A 19667-nucleotide genomic window follows, 5' to 3' on the forward strand; every position below is an offset into this window, starting at 1 on the left:
AAAACCTCGCAATTGCGAGGCTTTTCTTAATTTGATTCGTTGTAAAGTGTATTATGATCTTTGTCCAAGAAATTAAATTGTAAGTATTTGTACGCATCTCTTGGTACAATCTTAATCCACTTTTTATGCTTAAAAAACCATTTCATCTGAATGCTTGGCAATCCATGTTGTAAATAAGCAGCTACGAAAGGATGCACGTGCAACGACATTTTTCGTAAATCCTTATCTTTTCTATCAAGGATATTCAAGAGCACTTGTTCAATTTTATCAATTGTAACGATAGGTGCTTCAACTTCATTCGATTCTTGGTTAGGATTTTCTTCAGTTGTCACGAAATTCACTTCTGGGCGAACACGTTGTCTTGTAATCTGAATCAATCCAAATTTACTTGGTGGCAAAATCTTATGTTTTGCTTTATCTTTCGCCATTTCAGCTCTCAGATGTTCGAACAATTCTTTCTTATGTTCTACATCCGTCATGTCAATAAAATCGACCACAACAATTCCTCCCATATCACGTAATCGCAACTGACGTGCAATTTCAGAAGCAGCAATTTTGTTTACGGCAAAAGCTGAATCTTCTTGATTTTTAGAATTACGAGAAATATTTCCTGAATTCACATCAATTACATGTAACGCTTCTGTATGTTCAATCACAAGATATGCACCTTTAGATTGTGGAATAGTTACCGTTTTACCAAAAGCTTGTTTAATTTGTCTTTCGACATTAAACTTCTCAAAAATTGGAACAAATGGATCGTCGTATTCTTTTACCAAATTAATTTTATCTGGTGCAATAACTTCCAAATATTCGCGCATCTCGTCAGCTAATTCGTCATCATCAACAGAAATTTTAATAAAATCATCATTAAAATTATCTCTCAAAATAGAAGAAGCTCTGTCCATTTCGCTGAGAATTTTAGCTGGCGCTTTCTTTTTTTGAAGATTTTTGAAGATTTGAGTCCATTTGTTTAACAAATATGCCAAATCTGCTTGCAATTCTTCTGCGTTCTTCTCTTCGGCAACTGTTCTGATAATAACTCCGAAGCCTTCTGGTGTTAAACCTTCTAAAATTTTGATTAAACGATCGCGTTCTGGTTTTTGTTTGATTTTTTGCGAAATCGAAACACGTTCCGAAAATGGAACTAAAACTAAATATCGACCAGCAATTGAAATTTCAGAAGTAATTCTTGGTCCTTTCGTATGGATTGGTTCTTTTGTAATTTGAACCAAAACGGAATCACCTGGAGCAAAGATTTCTGTAATTTGTCCATCTTTGTCAATCGGCTCTTCCATACGGAAGTTCTTCAATTTTTCGGTTTTGTACGTGCCATTTGCTACAATTTTGTTGTAAGCATTTGACGAGCGTATTTGTGGACCTAAGTCATGGTAATGTAAAAATGCATCTTTCGAATAACCAATGTCAACAAAGGTTGCATTTAAACTGGGAGCTAATTTTTTGATTTTACCCAAGTAAATGTCGCCAACTGCAAAGCCATCATTTGCAGTATCTTGATGAAATTCCATCAAGCGACCTTCATCTAAAACTGCGATGCGTACTTGATCAGCTAAGGCTGAAATCACTAATTCTTTACTCATCAAAAAATTATGTTTTTAAAAATGATAAAAGCACTTTCCAAAATTTCCATTGAAAAGTGCTATCTTGTAAAAAGACTAAATTATTAATAGCTTAGCTACTAATTATTTTTTCTTTTTGTGTCTGTTAAGACGACGACGTTTTTTGCGTTTGTGCGTCGCTACCTTATGTCTTTTACGTTTTTTTCCGCTTGGCATGATACAATTATTTTATTGTTATTTGATTACGTTTGCTTCGCTAGTCTTTACATCTTCGATGAAAGTCTTCGCTGGTTTAAATGTAGGAACGTTGTGTGCTGGGATAATGATAGAAGTACCTTTTGTAATGTTTCTACCTGTTTTTTCAGCTCTAGTTTTAATAGTAAAAGAACCAAATCCTCTTAAGTATACATTTTCTCCTTCTACTAATGATTTAATCACCTCCTCCATAAACGATTCTACCACTCTTTGAGTATCGCTCTTTTCAAGTCCTAATTTACCTGAAATGTTATTTACTATTTCTGCCTTTGTCATAATTCCTCTTATTATTCTTAAATTTGAAAGCGGGTGCAAATATAACGATAGTATCCCAACAAAAAAAGATTTTTTCAGTTTTTATGAACTTCAACTATCTGATTTTGTCATATTTTGACAAAAATAAACGAGATTTACCTTGGCGTCATACAAAAGACCCATTTCACATTTGGTTGTCGGAAATTATTCTCCAACAAACAAGGGTTGACCAAGGTATGAAATTTTACAATAATTTCATACAAGAATTTGAGACTATTTTCGATTTGGCAAATGCCGACGAACAAAAAGTCCTAAAATTCTGGCAAGGACTGGGTTATTATTCCCGTGCCAGAAATTTGCACTTCACGGCAAAGACGATTGCTGATGAATTAAATGGACAATTTCCGAATAATTTCAAAGATTTAAAAAAGCTAAAAGGCGTAGGAGATTACACTGCTGCTGCAATTGCATCTATTGTATATGATGAATCTGTGCCTGCTGTAGACGGAAATATGTTTCGAGTTTTTGCGCGATATTTTAATATTACAGATGATATAAGTTCGCCAAAAACAAAGAAGATTTTCTGGGATTTGGGCTTAGAAATCATTGATAAAAAACGTCCAGGTGATTTTAATCAGGCGGTGATGGATTTGGGTGCAACGATTTGTACACCAAAACAACCAAAATGTGAAATTTGTCCACTTAATGAGTCTTGTGAAGCGCTTCGATTAAATAAAGTAAACGAATTGCCTATCAAATTGAAAAAGACAAAAGTATCAAATCGTTTTTTACATTTTATTTTCATCGAAAATGAAGATAAAATTGCGTTGTCTAAACGAATTGGAAATGATGTTTGGAAAAATTTATTCACTTTTCCAAAAATCGAAACTGAAACTGATTTGTTGGATAAAGGTTGGATTTTAGATAAAAATCTTGAAAATAATTTAACTTTTATCGAAGAAGAGAAACACATTTTGTCACATCAAAATTTATTTATAAAATATTGGAAATTAAATGTATCTTTAAAAGATATAACAAATTTGCAAGCCGAAAATGATTTTGAAATGATTGCTTTAAACGATCTCGAACATTATCCGCTTCCAAAACCAATAGAAAAATTTATAAATAAACATTATTTGGATTAACTTTGTAAGTAACAAGCCACTAAAAACCTATTACAACTATGAATGGAACAACGAATAAAGTACTTTTGATCGGAAATTTGGGCGATGATGTAAAATTGCATCATTTTGACGAACAAAATTGTATTGGACGATTTCCTATTGCAACGACAGAATCATATATCTCTAGAACGGGAGAGCGAATTACAGAAACAGAATGGCACAATATTGTGACACGCAATAAATTGGCAGAATTATGTGATCGTTATCTAAAAAAAGGAGATAAAGTTTTTGTTGAAGGACGTATCAAAACGCGCAAATGGGACGATAACGGACAAACGCGTTATACAACAGAAATCGTAGCAAATTCAATCGAGTTTTTGACACCCAAAATTGACAATGAACAACGTCAAGCCATGCAAAATGATCAGAACAAAGTTCAGCAAAGTCAACAAAACACAACAGTTGTCGAGCCGCCTTTTATAGATGAAGGAGAAGACGATTTACCTTTTTAGAAATTAAAAAATTAAATGAATTTTACAAAACTTAACGTTTTACGTTATACAATGAATTTTAAAACTATAATAGCATTATGTAGTAGTGCTATTTTTTTTGTGTCGTGCAATAAAAACGAGGAAGTTGCCAAACCTTTAGGGCAAGTTCGTCTCGAATATCCGCAACAAACTTATCTATCATTCAAAGAAAATGTGCCTTATACTTTTCAGTATTCAAACTTTGGGAAGGTGATTGCAGGGAAAAAACCAAACTCTTTCAATATTGTTTATCCACGAATGAAAGCAACAATTTACCTGACGTATTTTCCAGTTCAGTCACCACAAGATTTAATCGTTCAAATAAAAGAAAGTGAAAGTTTTGTGCAAGAACAGACGGTTAAAGCCAGTTTTATCTCGCCACAGGAATTTTCTTTTCCAGAAAAAAAGGTTTTTGGTACTATGTATGAATTAGGAGGAGAATCAGCGATTAATATTCAATTTCATGCGACGGATAGTGTAAAGAATTTTTTAGCAGGTTCGGTTTATTTCAAAACTCAACCAAAACCCGATTCTTTAGCTCCAGCAGTTGATTATATCAAAAAAGATGTAAAAAAATTGTTAGAAACCTTAGAATGGAAAAAATAAACCGCTTTGATAAATAAATTCGATTAATTTTGTAATCGTTTAATAAAATTAGAACATAAATAAATTTAAAACAATATGTTAATACAGATAGCTACCTTAATGCTTAGTTTGATGCTTTTAGTAATGTTGCACGAACTAGGACATTATGTAACAGCGCGATGGTTTGGCGTTCGTGTCGAACGTTTCTTTTGTTTTTTCGATGTGAAATTTGCCATTTGGAAAAAGAAAATTGGTGATACTGTTTACGGTATCGGTTGGTTGCCTCTTGGAGGATACGTAAAACTTTCGGGAATGATTGACGAAAGCATGGATTTGGAACAAATGAAACAAGAGCCAAAACCGTGGGAATTCCGTGTAAAACCAGCTTGGCAACGATTAATTATTATGTTAGGTGGTATTATTGTAAATATCATTTTAGCGATGATTATTTATACTATTTTATTTATTTCTCAAGGAAAAAGCTTTGTTGATGTAAACAAAATGCAATATGGAATCGAAGCGAATGCAACGCAAACTAAATTCGGCTTGCAAAAAGGTGATATTCCAGTTGGTGTAAATGGTGTTAAATATCAAGCATTAAATGAAATAGGAAAAGAAGCCTTGTTGGGTGGTGAAACTTTAGATGTAAAACGTCAAAGAAAAGAAGTTTCTTTACCAATTACAGAAGATTTCAGAACTGAAATTTTAAACGCTAAAGGCGCTTTCTTTATTCCTCAAATGCCAACCGTTGTGGATTCTGTTGTTGAGAATAGTGCAGCACAAAAAGCAGGTTTATTAAAAGATGATAAAGTAATTGCTATTGATGGTTTCACAACACCTCTATTTTCAGATTTAACAAATAAATTAAAAGAATACAAAGGAAAAACAGTTTCTTTAAGTGTTGAAAGAAAAGGCGAGCCTGTAGAGTTGATGGTAAATGTAGATAAAGATGGAAGCATTGGATTCCTAAGATCAACAGCATATTTAGATTCATTAATTTCTAAGGAAGATTATACAATTGGTGAAGGAATCGCAAAAGGAATTGTAGAGCCATTTGAAGCGATTGCAACGCAAGTTCGTGGAATTGGGACATTGTTCCAAGTAAAAGACGGTCGTAAGCAAGTTGCTGGACCAATTGGAATGGTAAAACAAATGCCAAAAGAATGGAACTGGTTATTTTTCTGGTCATTTACGGCAATGATTTCTGCTTGGTTAGCATTTATTAACTTATTACCAATTCCAGGTTTGGACGGTGGACATGCTGTTTTTGCTATCTATGAAATGGTGACAGGTAAAAAACCAAGTGAAAAAGTTTTAGAAAAAGCACAAATGGTTGGAGTTGTAATTATCTTAGGATTAATGGTATTCATCTTTGGGAACGATATTGTGAATATGATTTTTAAATAAATTTTAAAATATTTTTTGTGGGTGTAAAAAATACTTCTATATTTGCACCCACAATTAAGCAACAATCCTCCTTAGCTCAGTTGGTTAGAGCATCTGACTGTTAATCAGAGGGTCCTTGGTTCGAGCCCAAGAGGAGGAGCTTTTTTAGTGAAATGTCAAACAAAGACATAAAAATAAAATTTTAAAATATCGGATTTTCCTCCTTAGCTCAGTTGGTTAGAGCATCTGACTGTTAATCAGAGGGTCCTTGGTTCGAGCCCAAGAGGAGGAGCAAAAAAGACAATCAATTTGATTGTCTTTTTTTATTTTATATCAATTTCAGTATGGTTATTCAACCAGTCTTTTGCCATTTCGAATGCAGATAAATTTTTGCTCAATTCTAGTGGTTTCTCCTTAAGTAATTTTAAAAATTGTTGATTGACTAAATCAATTGTGTAGCGTTCTGCTTGATTTAGCTGTTGTTTTTCTCGGTTTGAAGCGTAATAATTATTTTTATTAATAAAATTGAAATAATCATTGACCAATTCCCAAAGTTCAGGAATTCCTTTTCCGATTAATCCAGAACCGATAATTGATTTTCTTTTCCATTGAGAAGATTTGGTTGGTAAAAATTGCAATGAACGAACAATGTCTAATTTTGCATCTTTCACTAATTTTTCTTGAAATGAATCTGATTTATTAACGAAAATCAAATCAGCCATTTCCATAATTCCGCGTTTTATTCCTTGTAAATCATCTCCAGAACCCGGAAGTTGAAGAAATAGGAAGAGATCTGAAATTTCATTTACTAAGGTCTCAGATTGTCCAACACCAACAGTTTCAATCAAAATATTTTCAAATCCTGCTGCTTCACATAATAAAATTGCTTCATATGTACGTGACGTAACACCGCCTAAAGAGCCGTTAGAGGCGCTTGGACGTATATAAGCATTCTCTTCTCGAGATAAGTCTTCCATGCGTGTTTTGTCGCCTAAAATACTTCCTTTGGAAAGTGAACTACTAGGGTCAATAGCTAAAATTGCTACTTTTTCATCTTTACTCAGAATATATTTCCCCAGAGATTCGATAAAAGTACTTTTACCAACACCAGGAATTCCAGTAATGGCAATTCTTTTTGACGTTATGGAAACAGGTAATAAACTAATGATATGTTGCGCTAATTTTAAATCGTCTAAACGATTGCTTTCGGCAAGTGTAATAGCTCTTGATAAGGCAAAACGATCACCTTCTTTTATTTTTTGAGCAAGTATTTCGGGGTCAATTTTTCGCATAAGACACAATCTTAGATTAAAGATAAAGTCTTAATTAAGAATAAAAAAATACAATCGAGATTTGTGAAATTATTTTATATAGCTCTTGTATTAATTGGTGTAAAAAATAAAATGAATATAAATGAATATCTATTTAAAATTCAGTTGTATAAACTTTATTAATTCGTGATTATGAATTTTTTTGTTCCGCTTTAATTCTTTTTATAAAAGCAGAAGGAGATTCGTTCATTATTTGAGTAAAAGTTGTCGTAAAAGTACTGTGAGAAGCAAATCCGCAATCGCTTGCTAAATAGCTTACTTTCGTATTAATGTATTTCGGCTCATTTTGAAGTCGATTTACAATGTAATTTACTCTCAACTCATTCAAATAAGAATTAAATTGTTTTTGACGATGAGTTTTAATGATTTCGGAAAGGTATTTTGTATTCGTTTCAAATTGTTTTGATAATGAAGCAAGATTAATATCTTTCTTAGTAAAGCCTTTATTCTTCTCAAATAATTCTAATTTTCGAAGTAAATCATTTTCGGTTTTAGATGAAATGCTAAGATTATTCATTGGTTTTTCCTCAATGATAACCTCTGTTGGCGGAGTTGGAGGAATTATTTTATTTGTAACCTCTTGTTTGATTGGTTCAGAAGGAATTTCTTTAATTTCTTTTACAGAATTAATTTCTTCAGTAGAAATTTCAGTTGATTGTTTAGTTTTTTTGGAAACAAAGTAAATAATTAATCCTAAGATAATTATAGCTAAAACTATTAATGAAATGATTAACCAAGTTTCCATTTTTGTAAAATTTATATTCCGAATTAATAAAATAAAACCAATTGATAATCATTAAAATACTTGTTTTTTTCTGATTATACTATTGTAAAAATACTCCGAAATTTTGAAATAAAAAAGGCTAACTTTTAAGAGTTAGCCTTTTTTTGAAATTCATCTTTGCTTGGAGAACAACCACAGCCTTTTGAGCATCCGCCTCCTTTTGAGCTAAATGAGCTTCTAATTAATTTTACAACATACCAAACTGCAAATCCAAAAAGGAAAGCGATAAAGATATATTGTATCCAAATATTGTCCATACTATTATTTTAAAAAATGATATGCAATGAATGCAACTACATATGCTAAACCTGTCATAAACCCTGTCTGAATCAATGTCCATTTCCAAGAATTTGTTTCTCGTTTTACGATCGCAATTGTACTCATACATTGCATTGCGAATGCATAAAATAACAACAACGAAACTCCTGTAGCAAGGTTGTATGCTGGTTCTCCTGTGTTTTGATTAATCTCATTTTTCATACGAAGAAGTAAACGATCTTTTTGACCATTGTCCTCAACATCAACCTCTCCTAAACTATAAACTGTTGACATCGTTCCGACAAAAACTTCACGCGCTGCGAATGATGAAATTAAACCAATTCCCATCTTCCAATCGTATCCTAAAGGCTCTACAACTGGTTCTATAACTGATCCTAATCTCCCTAAATATGAATGTTCTAATTTGTAAGAAGCAATTTCATTTGCCAAATCTTCTTCATTCATTTTCGGATGATGAGCAGTTACAATTTCTTCTGCATTTTTGAATTGTTCTCCAGGTCCGAAAGTTCCTAAAACCCAAAGAATAATCGAAATTGCAAATATGATTTTACCCGCATCAACTAAAAATCCTAATGTTTTTTCCCAAACATTAATTCCAACATTTTTCCAATCAGGAAGTTTGTATGTTGGCATTTCTAAAATTAGGTAACTTTTATGTTTCGCTTTAATGATTAAATTTAATAAAATAGCACTTCCTAGTGCGCCTAAAACACCTAAAATGTACATCACAAATAACGCCAAAGCTTGGTAACTTAATCCGAAAATATGTTCGTCGGGAATAACCAAAGCAATTAAAACGATGTAAATTGGTAAACGAGCCGAACACGTCATAAAAGGCGTTACAAGTATCGTTAATAGACGTTCTTTATCATTTTCGATATTACGCGCAGACATGATTGCAGGAACGGCACAGGCAACACCAGAAATTAATGGAACGACACTTTTTCCACTTAAACCGAATGGTTTTAACCATCTGTCCATTAAATAAACCACGCGACTCATGTAGCCCGTTTCTTCCATTATTGAAATGAATAAAAACAAAATGGCAATTTGCGGAACGAAAACGGCAATCCCTTCTATACCTGGAATTATTGCACCTCCAATAATTTCGTTGATAGGTCCTTCGGGAATTAAGCTAATTGCTTTTTCGTCGATCCAACCAAATAAATCTTCGACCATTGTCATTAATGGTGCAGACCACGTATAAACAGCTTGAAAGATTAATAATAAAATTCCTAAAAAGATGATGTATCCAAAAATCGGATGAATTAATGTTTTATCAATTTTATCGGTTAAGGTTTCATTTCCGTCAAAATTATACGAAATAATATCGTTTAATTTATCCTCTAAAATTTTATTTCGATCTAATGCTTCTTTAACTTGTAATCGTTTCGAAACAATAGAATTTTCTTTCTTAATTGTATCTAATTTACTTAGATTTTCTTTCGATTCGAACGGAACTTCTTTCTGAGAAAGATATTGCCAAGCTAAATAATCAGATTTAAGATTAAATTCATTCTTGATTTTTTCTAGAATAGAAAGATGCTCTTTCGGAATTTCGTAATGACGATTATATGGAGTTGCTTCTTTTGTAAAAGCTTCTACCAATTCATCAATTCCTTCGCTTGTACGCGCGTTTGTTAAGTATATTTTTGTTTGAAGAAAATCTTCTAACTTTTTCAAATCAATATTTAGTCCCTTGCTTTTGATTTCATCTTTCATATTGATGACAAAAATCGCAGGAACTTCTAAATCTCTAACTTGTTGATACAACAAAATCGATCGTTTTAGATTAGATGGTTCACCAACAACAACCGCCAAATTTGGGTAATGGTTATTGGTTTTGTCTCCTAAAGTTTTGAAAACAATTTCTTCATCCAAAGAGCTTGGATAAATTGTATACGTTCCGGGAAAATCTGTAATTTGGAATTTATTTCCATTTCGTTCTATTTTACCTTCGCGTTTTTCTACCGTCACACCAGGGTAATTCCCAACTTTTTGACGAAGATTTGTTAATTTATTAAATAACGAAGTTTTACCAACATTTGGGTTACCAATTAAGGCAATTTTATAATGATTCATTATTTTTTTGTTATCAAAATTTTATCGGCTTCGTTTCTTCTTAAAGCTAAAACAGACTTGTTAGAGATGATACTAATGCAAATAGGACCACCAAACGGAGCCTTATTTTTTACCAATAAACTTGTTCCCGGAATAAAGCCCATTTCGTAAAACTTAGCAGGTATGTCTTCTGTACTAAATCCAGTTACAACTGCTTGTTCACCAATTTTTAAATCTTTTAAAGAATAATTTTCAACCATTTCTACCAATCTATCTATGATTTTACTATATGCAAAGATATTTATTTTTAATTAATCCAAATAGAAGATATGTCATAGTTTTTTTATCTTTCTAATTAAATTTCAATGAATTCAAGTGTCTAAATTCAAAAATTTGATTATCTTTGCACTCAATTTTCATTTATAAACATTAATTTATGTACGCAATTGTAGAGATAGCAGGGCTTCAATACAAAGTTGAAAAAGACCAACAATTGTTTGTAAACCGTTTAGCTGGTGAAGCAGGTGACGAAGTAAAATTCGACCGTGTTTTATTAACAGATAACGGAACAATCACTGTCGGCGCCCCAGTTATAGACGGAGTTACCGTAGTAGCTAAAATCGTTGAACACGTGAAAGGAGACAAAGTAATCGTTTTCAAAAAGAAAAGAAGAAAAGGTTACCAAAAGTCTAACGGTCATCGTCAACAATTCACTAAAATTGAAGTAGCTTCAATCGGTTAAGATTGAGCTGAGATTAATTATTAACTCTTAAAAACAAAACGAAATGGCACATAAGAAAGGGGTCGGAAGTTCGAAAAATGGTCGTGAATCACATTCGAAACGTTTAGGTGTTAAAATTTTTGGTGGACAAGCAGCAATCGCTGGTAACATTATTGTTCGTCAAAGAGGTACTCAACATCATCCTGGTGATAATGTAGGAATCGGTAAAGATCACACATTATTCGCTTTAATTGACGGAAAAGTAGTTTTCACTAAAAAACGTAACGATAGATCTTACGTTTCAGTTGAACCATTATCTTAATTGATAATTCGACAGCGAAAATGCTAACAATATAAAAGCTCGAACTTATTGGTTCGAGCTTTTTTTGTTCTTAAAAACTAATCAATCCCTATAGCGTTTTCGTTATATACATCTTTTGATTTAAGATTAATTTTTATATTTTGTTTAAGTAACATTTCTCGAAGAGATTTTCTTCTGTACATTGGATCAATAAACTGTATAACTCCTTTTTTATCAAAAAATATTGCAAAAGTTGTTGGATTATATGAAAACATATTCTCAGAATCTAAAGTCTTTAATTCTTCTGATTTAACAGGTTTTAAAAATGAATATTTTTTAAAATTAATGTGATTAGAGTCAATAATTATAATAGAATAACCTTTATACTCAAATTGAGAATACTCATGGGGAGGAATAATAAAAGGAAGTTTTTTCTCATAAAACATAACTTCTATACCAAAATTTGAAAAATATATTTCTTTTTCTGGATCTGTTTTAGAAAGCTTCATTAATAAAAATTTATCCATTTTGTTGTTTTTAGAATCTTTTTCGCCTAATTCAATAAATACATCTATCGTTTTTTGAAGTTGTTTGTCTTTATAAACAGAATTGAATGTTGATGAACATGAACAAAAAAATAGAATAAATGAAAGTAAAAAGTATTTCATAACTAGTTAATTAATAGAACTAAAATACAACTTATTTCAACCAAAAAAGCACTCAATTCCTTGAATGCTTTTTTGATTTTATATTTGATGAGAAACTGAAATAAATTCAGTCTAAAACTACTCTTCGTCTTCCGTTTCAACTCCCCAACCTTGTGCTGTTAATGGAACCATTTGTTCGCTTCCGCGTGTAATCAAATAGTTTTCTTCGTTTTTACCAGTTACATGACCAATCACCGTTAAATGCGGATTTCCTTTGATTTTTTCAAAATCTTTTTGATTAATTGTAAACAGCAATTCATAATCTTCTCCACCACTTAATGCACATGTTATTGGATTAATTTTGAACTCTTCGGCTGTACGAATCACAATAGAATCTAACGGAATTTTTTCTTCGTAAATATTAATTCCAACACCACTTTCTTTCGAGAGATGAATAATTTCAGAAGATAATCCGTCCGAAATATCAATCATAGAAGTTGGTTTAACTTTCAATTCTTTCAAAAGATTGATAATATCCAAACGAGCTTCTGGTTTTAATTGACGTTCAATTAAATATGAATAGTTTTCGAAATCTGGTTGATTATTAGGGTTTACTTTTGATACTTGTGCTTCGCGTTCTAATACTTGCAAACCAAGAAAAGAAGCACCTAAATCACCAGAAAGTACAACCAAATCATTTTCTTTTGCACCATTTCTATAAGCCAAATCTTTTTCTGGAGCAGAGCCAATCGCCGTCATGCTCAAAACAAGTCCGCTAACAGAAGAAGTTGTATCGCCGCCTACAATATCAATATTGTATTTGTCGCAAGCGTATTTCATTCCGTTGTAAATTTCGTCCACAGCTTCTATCGTAAAACGATTCGAAATTGCCATCGAAACCAACAATTGTTTTGGAATAGCATTCATCGCCAAAATATCACTAATTGCCGTCACAACCGCTTTATAACCCAAGTGACGCAAAGGCATGTACGACCAGCTAAAATTTACACCTTCTACCAACATGTCAGTAGAAACCACAATTTTATCTTTTTTGTAATCAAGAACAGCTGCATCGTCGCCAATTCCTTTAATAGAACTTTCTAATTTGATCGGAAAACCTTCTTTGATTTGATTAATTAAACCAAATTCTCCAATTTCGGCTAAACTTGTTTTTGAAACGTTTTTATCTTCTAACATGATTTTATTTTTGAGTAAAGATTGAAGGATCTATATTTTCTGAACGAAAAGGTAAATTGATAATATCTTGTTTCGACATTGTTTTCACGGTTTGTCCTTCAAATGATTTTTTAATATTTTCTAACATTTCTGTTGGTGGTGCTTGCATTTTTCTTTTCGACATCGAAAACCAAACACCTGTCAATTCAGAATGACAAAGATGTACACCATCTTGGTTATATAAATTATGAATAAATTGATAAATCATTCCATCTTCCGACATTCCACCAATTTCTACCGAAATATAAATTTCTTCACCTTCCATTGCTTCCTTAAAAAAGGAAAATTGTTCGTGCAAAATAGCTGGTCCAATTCCATATTCAGCCAAATTTTTCATCGAAATGCCATAATCTCTCAAAAAAGCAATACGTGAAAAACTTGTAAAATTCATATACGAAGCGTTCGCTAAATGGCGATTAGCATCCAAATCTGACCATCGAACAATGGTTTTTTGAAAATATTTATTATTCATGAATTGAAAAATTATTTAAGGTACAAAGTTACGGATTACTATTTACACGAAAATGATAATATTTTTAATCATCGTAAATAATAAAAAACAATAAGATTTAACATCAAATTAAAATATAGATATTTAATATTTTGTATCTTTAAAAAGCTATTAAACAGACAGATTATGAAAAAAATATTATTTCCAACAGATTTTTCAGAAACAGCAAATAATGCGTTTTTGTATGCGTTAAATTTAGCCGAAAATCAGAATGCAGAATTGTATGTTTTGCACGCTTTTCAGTATCCAATGGTAAGTGGAGGAATCGATGCTGGTATTTTGCAAGATGTTTATAATACAATTGAATTAAATAATTTCGAGAATTTAAAAGATCATATTCCGTTCTTGAGAAAAATGGCTGAGGACAATGGTTTTGCAAATGTTGATTTGAAATTTTTCGTAAAAGAAGGAATGCTTTCGTTTGTGTTGCCAACATTTATCGAAGATGAAAAAGTAGATTTTGTGGTAATGGGAACGACTGGAAATACAGGATTTGATAAAGTTCTTTTTGGTTCGAATACGATGAATGCAATCAAACATCTTAAAATTCCGGTATTGAGCGTGCCAAATGGTTATAAATTCAAAGGAATAAATAACATCGGATTTACGACAATTTTCCAAGATAAAGACCGCAAAGCCTTAGATTATTTAACAGAAATCGCTTATCGTTACAAAGCAAAAGTGCATTGTTTACACGTTTCGAAAGATGGAAATTATGATATTCCGACGCTTAATCATTGGAAAGAATATTATAAAGACGAACCTGTAGATTTTTCTATTTATACTGCGGATGAATCTGTTGATGCAGTTTTGGAATTTATCAAAGAAGAAAAAATTGATTTGTTGACAGTAGTCAGCCGTAACAAAGGCTTCTTCGAGAAATTATTTTCACCAAGTTTTACAAAGAAAATTTTGACGCAACACAACGTGCCTTTGTTTGTTTTCCACGAATAAGATAATTTATACTGAATATACAAAGCTCAATCTGTAGAAATAGATTGAGCTTTTTTCGTGTTGAAATGAAATTATTCGTAACTTTTGAGTACAAAACACGAAAAGATGAAAAAAATATTGTTCCCAACAGATTTCTCAGAAACTGCCAATAACGCCTTCTTATATGCACTAAATCTTGCAAAAAGTATCGATGCACAAGTTTATGTGTTGCATGTTTATGAATTGCCAATGATTACTGGAAGTTTGAGTGCTGGATTGATTCAGAATGTATATGAAACGGTAGAATTAGGAAGTTTCGATAACTTTAAAGATAATATTCCGCAACTAAGACAAATTGCTGATGATAATGGTTTGAATGAAATTCCAATCAAATTTATTTTAGAAGAAGGAAATTTCTTATACATTCTACGCGAAATTATTGGTGAAGAAAGCGTTGATTTTGTAGTGATGGGAACGGATGGAAATTCAGGAATTGAGAAAATGCTTTTCGGTTCGAATACGATAAATGCGATTACATCGATGAAAGTTCCGATTCTTAGTGTTCCGCACGGAATGTCTTTCAAAGGATTTAAAAATATTGGTTTTACGACTGTTTTTGATCAAAAAGATAAAGATGCGTTAAAGTATTTGATTGAAATTGCAAATCGTCATCAGGCAAAAATTCATTGTATGCACGTTTCGAAAGATGGAAAATTTAATCAACAAGCAATGAAAGATTGGCAAGATCAGTTTGCTGGAGATCCAATTGTTTTTGAAATTTATCATGATGCAGATCCTGTAAACGCGGTGTTGGATTTTATCAAGGAAAAACAAATTGATTTGTTGACGGTTGTGAGTCGCAATAAAGGATTTTTTGATAAGATTTTTTCGCCAGGATTTACAAAGAAAATTGCAAATAAAAATATTACACCTTTGTTCGTTTTTCATGAACAAAAGTCTTAAAAGGAAATGTGAAAACATTTCCTTTTTTTGTCAAAAATTCTGTTAAAAATAAAACTTTACCTTTGCCCCGTGAAAAAAATAGCCATAGTAGGAGGTGGTGCAGCAGGATATTTTGTTGCCGCAAACCTTGGAAAAACTGTAGGACAACAAACTATATTGTTTGAACAAGCAAATCTACCGCTTCAAAAAGTACGCATTTCGGGTGGAGGAAGATGTAATGTGACGCATGCATGTTTTGATCCGCTTGATTTGGTCGAGTTTTATCCACGCGGAAAAAAGGAATTATTAAGCGTTTTTTACACGTTTCAACCAGGTGATACAATGGCTTGGTTTGATGAGCGCGGAGTAGAATTGAAAATAGAAGACGATAACCGTATTTTTCCAGTTAGCGATTCTTCACTTTCGATTATAGAGGCTTTGACAAAAGCGGTTGATCAAAATAAAGTTCAGCTTAATTTCTCAGATGGTGTGCAAGAAATTAATAAAGTTGATGGTGGTTATGAATTGACAACAAAATCAGGAAAACATTTTTTCGAAACGGTGATTGTGACAACAGGAAGTACGCCTAAATTTTGGAAAAGTTTGAAAAATTTAGGTTTAAAAATCATTCAGCCAGTTCCTTCTTTATTCACGTTTAATTGCAAAGATCCTCGAATTGAAGGATTGATGGGAATTTCTTTCGATAATGCTGAAGTCAAAATCAATCAACAAAAATTAGAAGAAGAAGGTCCGTTACTAATTACGCATTGGGGATTTAGTGGACCAGCGATTTTGAGATTATCGGCTTGGGGTGCTTTAAAATTGAATGAAAGCAATTATAAATTCGAAACTGAAATCAATTTTGTAAATCAATCTAAAGACGAAATCATTTCATTTTTGAATGATAAAAAACAAGTTGATGCTAAGAAAAATGTGCATAAAAATAATCCATTCGATTTTCCGAAGCGTTTTTGGTTTAGTATTCTGAGCTATTGTAATATAGATGAAAACAAGGTTTATGCAGATTTATCGAAAAAACACATCGAAGCAATTGCAATAGAATTGACGCAAGGAAAATACCAAATTAATGGAAAAAGTACGTTCAAAGATGAGTTTGTGACGGCTGGCGGTGTCGATTTGAAAGAGATTGATTTTCATTCGATGCAAGCAAAAAAAATCCCACAATTGTTTATGGCCGGTGAGGTTTTAAATATTGATGCCATAACAGGTGGGTTCAATTTTCAGGCGTGTTGGTCTGAAGGATATATTATATCTGAAAAAATCAAAGAAATTTATCAATAGTGTATATTTTACACAAATATTATTCTGGCTGAAAGCCTTAAGAATAAAGATTTTTTCAAGATTTATTATGTTAACATAACATTATTATAAAATTATGTTATTTTTGTTTAAAGGAATTATTAAAAACGAACAAAAAATATGAAGAAAATTTTCTTAACCTTAGCATTAATCGGCTTATCTTCTTCTGCATTCGCAGGTGGATACCGAGTTGCTTTACAAGGAGTTCGCCAAGCGGCATTGGGAGGGACTTCTGCAACACAAACTCACGATGCGAGTGTTGCGTTTTATAATCCTGCAGGTTTAGCTTTTGTTGATAGTAAATTGAGTATTGCTGTCGGAGGTTTTGGTGTAAAAACTGACGTAAAATGGCAAGATCCAATGACGTTACAAAAAGCAGAAACAGATAGTAAATTAGGAACACCAATGTATTTGGCAGTTAGTTACAAGCCTGTAGATGATTTAGCAATTGGATTGAGTGTTACGACGCCTTTTGGTAGTTCGGTTACGTGGCCAGAAGATTGGCAAAACAAAGCAAATATTACACATATTGACTTAAAAGCATTCAATATTCAGCCAACGGTTGCATATCGTTTTTCTGATTGGTTTAGTTTGGGGGTAGGTTTCATTTATACACACGGAACAGCTAAATTGGAGAAAGTGCAAACAGTTGCTGGAAATGATATTAAACTTAAATTAGAGGATAAAGATGCTCATGGTTTAGGATTTAATGTTGGAGCAATGTTCAAGCCAACAGATAAATTTGGAGTTGGAATTGCGTACCGTTCTAATGTAGATGTTTCTGCAAATAAAGGTGATGTTACATGGTCTAATGTTCCTTCTGGAATTGCATCTAATGTCCCTTTCAATACAGATAAATGGAATACAACTTTACCGTTACCATCTGAGTTTACATTTGGAATGTCGTACAAAGTTTTACCACAATTAGAACTTTTTGGAGATGTAGTTTGGCAAAACTGGACACGTTACAAAAGTTTAGATATCAATTTATATAATGATGCTTCTAATACTTTTTACACATCATCTTCTACGAAAAACTGGAAAGACAATACATTATTCCGTTTTGGAGCAGAGTATACTTTCAGCGAGATGATTGTTGGACGTGTTGGTTATTATCATGATAAATCACCAGTTCCATCAGCTTATTGGTCATCAGAAACACCAAGTTCTAACTTGAATTCAGTTTCAGCTGGATTAGGATTTAGATTTGAGTCAGGTTTTCATATTGATTTATTTGGATCATATGTAAAAGGAGACGAAAGACATATTGATAATATTCAACAAAACTTCTCTGGAGATGTTAAAATGCGTGCTATAAACTTTGGTTTAGGCGTATCGTACAACCTAAAATAAGACAAAAATGAAACACTTAAATAAAATAGTATTAGTTGCATTAGCTGCTACGATGTTTAACTGTAGCGAAGATTTCGAACATCCGATTGAAGATATTAAAGTATCAGCAGGTGAAGCAAACTTTTCTACATATATTGCATTAGGTAACTCGTTAACTTCTGGTTATAGAGATAATGCATTGTACAAATCTGGACAAGAAAATTCTTACCCAAACATGTTAGCTGGATTGATGAAAGCTGCTGGAGGAGGAGAATTTAAAATTCCTTATATGCCAAATGATACAGGTGGATTTACAGATTTAAAAGATAATGATGGTAACATCTTATATTATGGTAAATACATTTTAAAAGATGGCTTATCTCCTGTGCCAACAGCTCCAGGAGGGCCATTGGATAATATTTCTACAGCAGGACCTTATCAAAATATGGGAGTTCCTGGGGCAAAATCTTATCATTTATCAGCAGAAGGTTACGGTAATGCAGCAGGATTGTCTTTAGGAAAAGCAAATCCTTATTTTGTGCGTTTTGCAAGTAGTCCAACTACTTCAGTTGTAAAAGATGCAATTGCACAAAAACCTACATTTTTCTCATTATGGATTGGTAATAATGATGTATTAGGATATGCAACTAGTGGAGGAGTTGGTACAGATCATAATGAAACTGGTAGTTTAGCTGCTGCAGATTATAAAACGAATGATATTTCTAATGTCGCAGTAGTAGCTGGTTCATTGGAAAAGATCATTGTTGACATGACAAGTTCTGAAAAAACACCAAAAGGAGTTATTGCAAATATTCCTTCTGTAACATCTATTCCGTATTTCACTACAATACCTTACAATGCAGTTACTGGATTGACTGAACAGCAAGTGACAGCTCTTAATTCTGCATATGCACAATATAATGGAGGATTAGGATTGGTTTTTAAAGCTGGATTAATATCAGAATCTGAGTATAATCAACGTTTAATTAAACCATTTACGGCGGGAGCTACTCAAAATGCATTGGTGATTGTAGATAAAGATTTGACTGATTTAACTAAATTCGGAGCACAATTCGCTGCACTAAAAAACTTTAGACAAGCTACGCCAAAAGATTTAGTTACACTTACAGCTTTAGCGTATATCAAACAAGGATATGGAACGCAAGTTCAAATGCCTGATCAATTTATTTTGACAGAAAAAGAAACTGCGAAAGCAGAAGCAGCTGTAACAAAATATAATGCTGCAATTGCTGGCTTAGCTACAAAATATAATTTGGCTTTAGTTGATGCATATTCTGAAATGAAAAAATTAAGTTCAGCTTCAGGGATTAAGTATTATGGACAAACATATACAACAGCATTTATTTCTGGTGGAGCATTTTCTTTAGACGGAGTTCACTTAACAGGGACTGGATATGCAATTGTAGCAAATATGTTTGCTGATGCAATTAATCAAAAATATCATTCAACTTTAAGACACGTTTACCCAGGAAATTATCCAGGTATTGCAATTCCTTAATTGAATGTTTAGATAACGAAAAATCCGCTCATCGAGCG

21 protein-coding genes and 2 tRNA genes are annotated in these 19667 nt (G+C 32.4%); 13 read left to right on the plus strand and 10 right to left on the minus strand.

Annotated elements, in window-relative coordinates; all coding sequences use genetic code 11:
• Positions 1–26: 26 nt before the first annotated feature.
• Both FH779_RS00465 and FH779_RS00470 read right to left on the minus strand, forming a co-directional pair.
• Positions 27–1598 (minus strand): Rne/Rng family ribonuclease, encoded by a 1572-nt coding sequence (locus FH779_RS00465; RefSeq protein WP_038334846.1) that lies wholly within the window; start codon positions 1596–1598, stop codon positions 27–29.
• 213 nt (positions 1599–1811) lie between these two features.
• Positions 1812–2108 carry an HU family DNA-binding protein gene (locus FH779_RS00470; protein WP_019975652.1) on the minus strand — a complete coding sequence of 99 codons (297 nt, stop codon included), beginning with the start codon at positions 2106–2108 and terminating at the stop codon, positions 1812–1814.
• Positions 2109–2191: 83 nt separating this feature from the next.
• On the opposite strand from FH779_RS00470, the gene mutY reads away from it, so the two are divergent.
• The 6 genes from mutY to FH779_RS00500 all read left to right on the plus strand — a co-directional run bounded on the left by mutY (position 2192) and on the right by FH779_RS00500 (position 6004).
• The gene (gene mutY / locus FH779_RS00475; protein WP_244957997.1) at positions 2192–3232 is read left to right on the plus strand and encodes an A/G-specific adenine glycosylase; all 1041 of its coding nucleotides are present in this window, start codon (positions 2192–2194) and stop codon (positions 3230–3232) included.
• A 38-nt stretch (positions 3233–3270) separates the two neighbouring features.
• On the plus strand, positions 3271–3723 hold the full coding sequence (locus FH779_RS00480; protein WP_038334855.1) for a single-stranded DNA-binding protein: 453 nt from the start codon (positions 3271–3273) through the stop codon (positions 3721–3723).
• A 15-nt stretch (positions 3724–3738) separates the two neighbouring features.
• A complete protein-coding gene (gene gldD, locus FH779_RS00485; protein ID WP_244957998.1) occupies positions 3739–4347 on the plus strand; it encodes a gliding motility lipoprotein GldD in 609 nt (202 codons plus the stop codon).
• Positions 4348–4422: 75 nt separating this feature from the next.
• A complete protein-coding gene (gene rseP, locus FH779_RS00490) occupies positions 4423–5733 on the plus strand; it encodes an RIP metalloprotease RseP (protein ID WP_114998341.1) in 1311 nt (436 codons plus the stop codon).
• A gap of 65 nt (positions 5734–5798) precedes the next feature.
• Positions 5799–5872 (plus strand) — tRNA-Asn (locus tag FH779_RS00495).
• 58 nt (positions 5873–5930) lie between these two features.
• Positions 5931–6004, plus strand: a tRNA-Asn gene (locus tag FH779_RS00500).
• A 31-nt stretch (positions 6005–6035) separates the two neighbouring features.
• Here the strand turns inward: FH779_RS00500 and meaB are convergent.
• The 5 genes from meaB to FH779_RS00525 form a co-directional block, all read right to left on the minus strand.
• Positions 6036–7004, minus strand: a complete 969-nt coding sequence (meaB, locus tag FH779_RS00505; protein WP_180905669.1) for a methylmalonyl Co-A mutase-associated GTPase MeaB — start codon at positions 7002–7004, stop codon at positions 6036–6038.
• A gap of 169 nt (positions 7005–7173) precedes the next feature.
• Positions 7174–7788 (minus strand): helix-turn-helix domain-containing protein, encoded by a 615-nt coding sequence (locus FH779_RS00510; RefSeq protein WP_180905670.1) that lies wholly within the window; start codon positions 7786–7788, stop codon positions 7174–7176.
• Between the two features lie 125 nt (positions 7789–7913).
• A complete protein-coding gene (locus tag FH779_RS00515) occupies positions 7914–8084 on the minus strand; it encodes a FeoB-associated Cys-rich membrane protein (protein WP_180905671.1) in 171 nt (56 codons plus the stop codon).
• A 4-nt stretch (positions 8085–8088) separates the two neighbouring features.
• Entirely contained in the window at positions 8089–10188 is a 2100-nt protein-coding gene (feoB, locus tag FH779_RS00520; protein WP_180905672.1) for a ferrous iron transport protein B, read from the minus strand.
• Entirely contained in the window at positions 10188–10427 is a 240-nt protein-coding gene (locus FH779_RS00525; protein WP_038334874.1) for a FeoA family protein, read from the minus strand. The genes feoB and FH779_RS00525 overlap by 1 nt, the downstream gene beginning before the upstream one ends.
• 176 nt (positions 10428–10603) lie before the next feature.
• Here FH779_RS00525 and rplU point away from each other — a divergent pair, with 176 nt between their 5' ends.
• Entirely contained in the window at positions 10604–10909 is a 306-nt protein-coding gene (gene rplU / locus FH779_RS00530) for a 50S ribosomal protein L21 (protein ID WP_038334878.1), read from the plus strand.
• A gap of 43 nt (positions 10910–10952) precedes the next feature.
• On the plus strand, positions 10953–11210 hold the full coding sequence (gene rpmA / locus FH779_RS00535; RefSeq protein WP_038334883.1) for a 50S ribosomal protein L27: 258 nt from the start codon (positions 10953–10955) through the stop codon (positions 11208–11210).
• A gap of 77 nt (positions 11211–11287) precedes the next feature.
• Here rpmA and FH779_RS00540 read toward each other — a convergent pair whose 3' ends face one another.
• The 3 genes from FH779_RS00540 to FH779_RS00550 all read right to left on the minus strand — a co-directional run bounded on the left by FH779_RS00540 (position 11288) and on the right by FH779_RS00550 (position 13544).
• On the minus strand, positions 11288–11857 hold the full coding sequence (locus FH779_RS00540) for a hypothetical protein (protein ID WP_180905673.1): 570 nt from the start codon (positions 11855–11857) through the stop codon (positions 11288–11290).
• Between the two features lie 117 nt (positions 11858–11974).
• The gene (gene thiL, locus FH779_RS00545; protein ID WP_180905674.1) at positions 11975–13033 is read right to left on the minus strand and encodes a thiamine-phosphate kinase; all 1059 of its coding nucleotides are present in this window, start codon (positions 13031–13033) and stop codon (positions 11975–11977) included.
• A gap of 4 nt (positions 13034–13037) precedes the next feature.
• Positions 13038–13544, minus strand: coding sequence for an acyl-CoA thioesterase (locus FH779_RS00550; protein WP_180905675.1), 507 nt, complete (start codon positions 13542–13544; stop codon positions 13038–13040).
• A gap of 165 nt (positions 13545–13709) precedes the next feature.
• On the opposite strand from FH779_RS00550, the gene FH779_RS00555 reads away from it, so the two are divergent.
• The 5 genes from FH779_RS00555 (at position 13710) to FH779_RS00575 (ending at position 19629) form a co-directional block, all read left to right on the plus strand.
• Positions 13710–14537, plus strand: a complete 828-nt coding sequence (locus FH779_RS00555; RefSeq protein ID WP_180905676.1) for a universal stress protein — start codon at positions 13710–13712, stop codon at positions 14535–14537.
• A 105-nt stretch (positions 14538–14642) separates the two neighbouring features.
• The gene (locus FH779_RS00560; RefSeq protein WP_180905677.1) at positions 14643–15479 is read left to right on the plus strand and encodes a universal stress protein; all 837 of its coding nucleotides are present in this window, start codon (positions 14643–14645) and stop codon (positions 15477–15479) included.
• Between the two features lie 69 nt (positions 15480–15548).
• Complete coding sequence (locus FH779_RS00565; protein WP_180905678.1) at positions 15549–16760, plus strand: BaiN/RdsA family NAD(P)/FAD-dependent oxidoreductase; 1212 nt, start codon at positions 15549–15551, stop codon at positions 16758–16760.
• 138 nt (positions 16761–16898) lie between these two features.
• Complete coding sequence (locus tag FH779_RS00570; RefSeq protein ID WP_180905679.1) at positions 16899–18131, plus strand: OmpP1/FadL family transporter; 1233 nt, start codon at positions 16899–16901, stop codon at positions 18129–18131.
• 7 nt (positions 18132–18138) lie between these two features.
• Positions 18139–19629: an SGNH/GDSL hydrolase family protein gene (locus tag FH779_RS00575; RefSeq protein ID WP_180905680.1), complete on the plus strand. Its 1491-nt coding sequence runs from the start codon at positions 18139–18141 to the stop codon at positions 19627–19629.
• Positions 19630–19667 lie beyond the last annotated feature (38 nt).

Source organism: Empedobacter falsenii (assembly GCF_013488205.1).
Taxonomy (GTDB): domain Bacteria; phylum Bacteroidota; class Bacteroidia; order Flavobacteriales; family Weeksellaceae; genus Empedobacter; species Empedobacter falsenii_C.

What these genes read in the sequence shown, in the direction of transcription:
- thiL (WP_180905674.1), bottom strand. Translation starts at nt 13,033, where the DNA reads ATGTTAGAAGATAAAAACGTTTCAAAAACAAGTTTAGCCGAAATTGGA.
- FH779_RS00555 (WP_180905676.1), top strand. Translation starts at nt 13,710, where the DNA reads ATGAAAAAAATATTATTTCCAACAGATTTTTCAGAAACAGCAAATAAT.
- FH779_RS00550 (WP_180905675.1), bottom strand. Translation starts at nt 13,544, where the DNA reads ATGAATAATAAATATTTTCAAAAAACCATTGTTCGATGGTCAGATTTG.
- rpmA (WP_038334883.1), top strand. Translation starts at nt 10,953, where the DNA reads ATGGCACATAAGAAAGGGGTCGGAAGTTCGAAAAATGGTCGTGAATCA.
- FH779_RS00560 (WP_180905677.1), top strand. Translation starts at nt 14,643, where the DNA reads ATGAAAAAAATATTGTTCCCAACAGATTTCTCAGAAACTGCCAATAAC.
- rplU (WP_038334878.1), top strand. Translation starts at nt 10,604, where the DNA reads ATGTACGCAATTGTAGAGATAGCAGGGCTTCAATACAAAGTTGAAAAA.
- gldD (WP_244957998.1), top strand. Translation starts at nt 3,739, where the DNA reads ATGAATTTTACAAAACTTAACGTTTTACGTTATACAATGAATTTTAAA.
- FH779_RS00480 (WP_038334855.1), top strand. Translation starts at nt 3,271, where the DNA reads ATGAATGGAACAACGAATAAAGTACTTTTGATCGGAAATTTGGGCGAT.
- FH779_RS00540 (WP_180905673.1), bottom strand. Translation starts at nt 11,857, where the DNA reads ATGAAATACTTTTTACTTTCATTTATTCTATTTTTTTGTTCATGTTCA.
- FH779_RS00465 (WP_038334846.1), bottom strand. Translation starts at nt 1,598, where the DNA reads ATGAGTAAAGAATTAGTGATTTCAGCCTTAGCTGATCAAGTACGCATC.
- FH779_RS00470 (WP_019975652.1), bottom strand. Translation starts at nt 2,108, where the DNA reads ATGACAAAGGCAGAAATAGTAAATAACATTTCAGGTAAATTAGGACTT.
- meaB (WP_180905669.1), bottom strand. Translation starts at nt 7,004, where the DNA reads ATGCGAAAAATTGACCCCGAAATACTTGCTCAAAAAATAAAAGAAGGT.
- feoB (WP_180905672.1), bottom strand. Translation starts at nt 10,188, where the DNA reads ATGAATCATTATAAAATTGCCTTAATTGGTAACCCAAATGTTGGTAAA.
- FH779_RS00570 (WP_180905679.1), top strand. Translation starts at nt 16,899, where the DNA reads ATGAAGAAAATTTTCTTAACCTTAGCATTAATCGGCTTATCTTCTTCT.
- FH779_RS00525 (WP_038334874.1), bottom strand. Translation starts at nt 10,427, where the DNA reads ATGGTTGAAAATTATTCTTTAAAAGATTTAAAAATTGGTGAACAAGCA.
- mutY (WP_244957997.1), top strand. Translation starts at nt 2,192, where the DNA reads ATGAACTTCAACTATCTGATTTTGTCATATTTTGACAAAAATAAACGA.
- FH779_RS00510 (WP_180905670.1), bottom strand. Translation starts at nt 7,788, where the DNA reads ATGGAAACTTGGTTAATCATTTCATTAATAGTTTTAGCTATAATTATC.
- FH779_RS00515 (WP_180905671.1), bottom strand. Translation starts at nt 8,084, where the DNA reads ATGGACAATATTTGGATACAATATATCTTTATCGCTTTCCTTTTTGGA.
- FH779_RS00575 (WP_180905680.1), top strand. Translation starts at nt 18,139, where the DNA reads ATGAAACACTTAAATAAAATAGTATTAGTTGCATTAGCTGCTACGATG.
- rseP (WP_114998341.1), top strand. Translation starts at nt 4,423, where the DNA reads ATGTTAATACAGATAGCTACCTTAATGCTTAGTTTGATGCTTTTAGTA.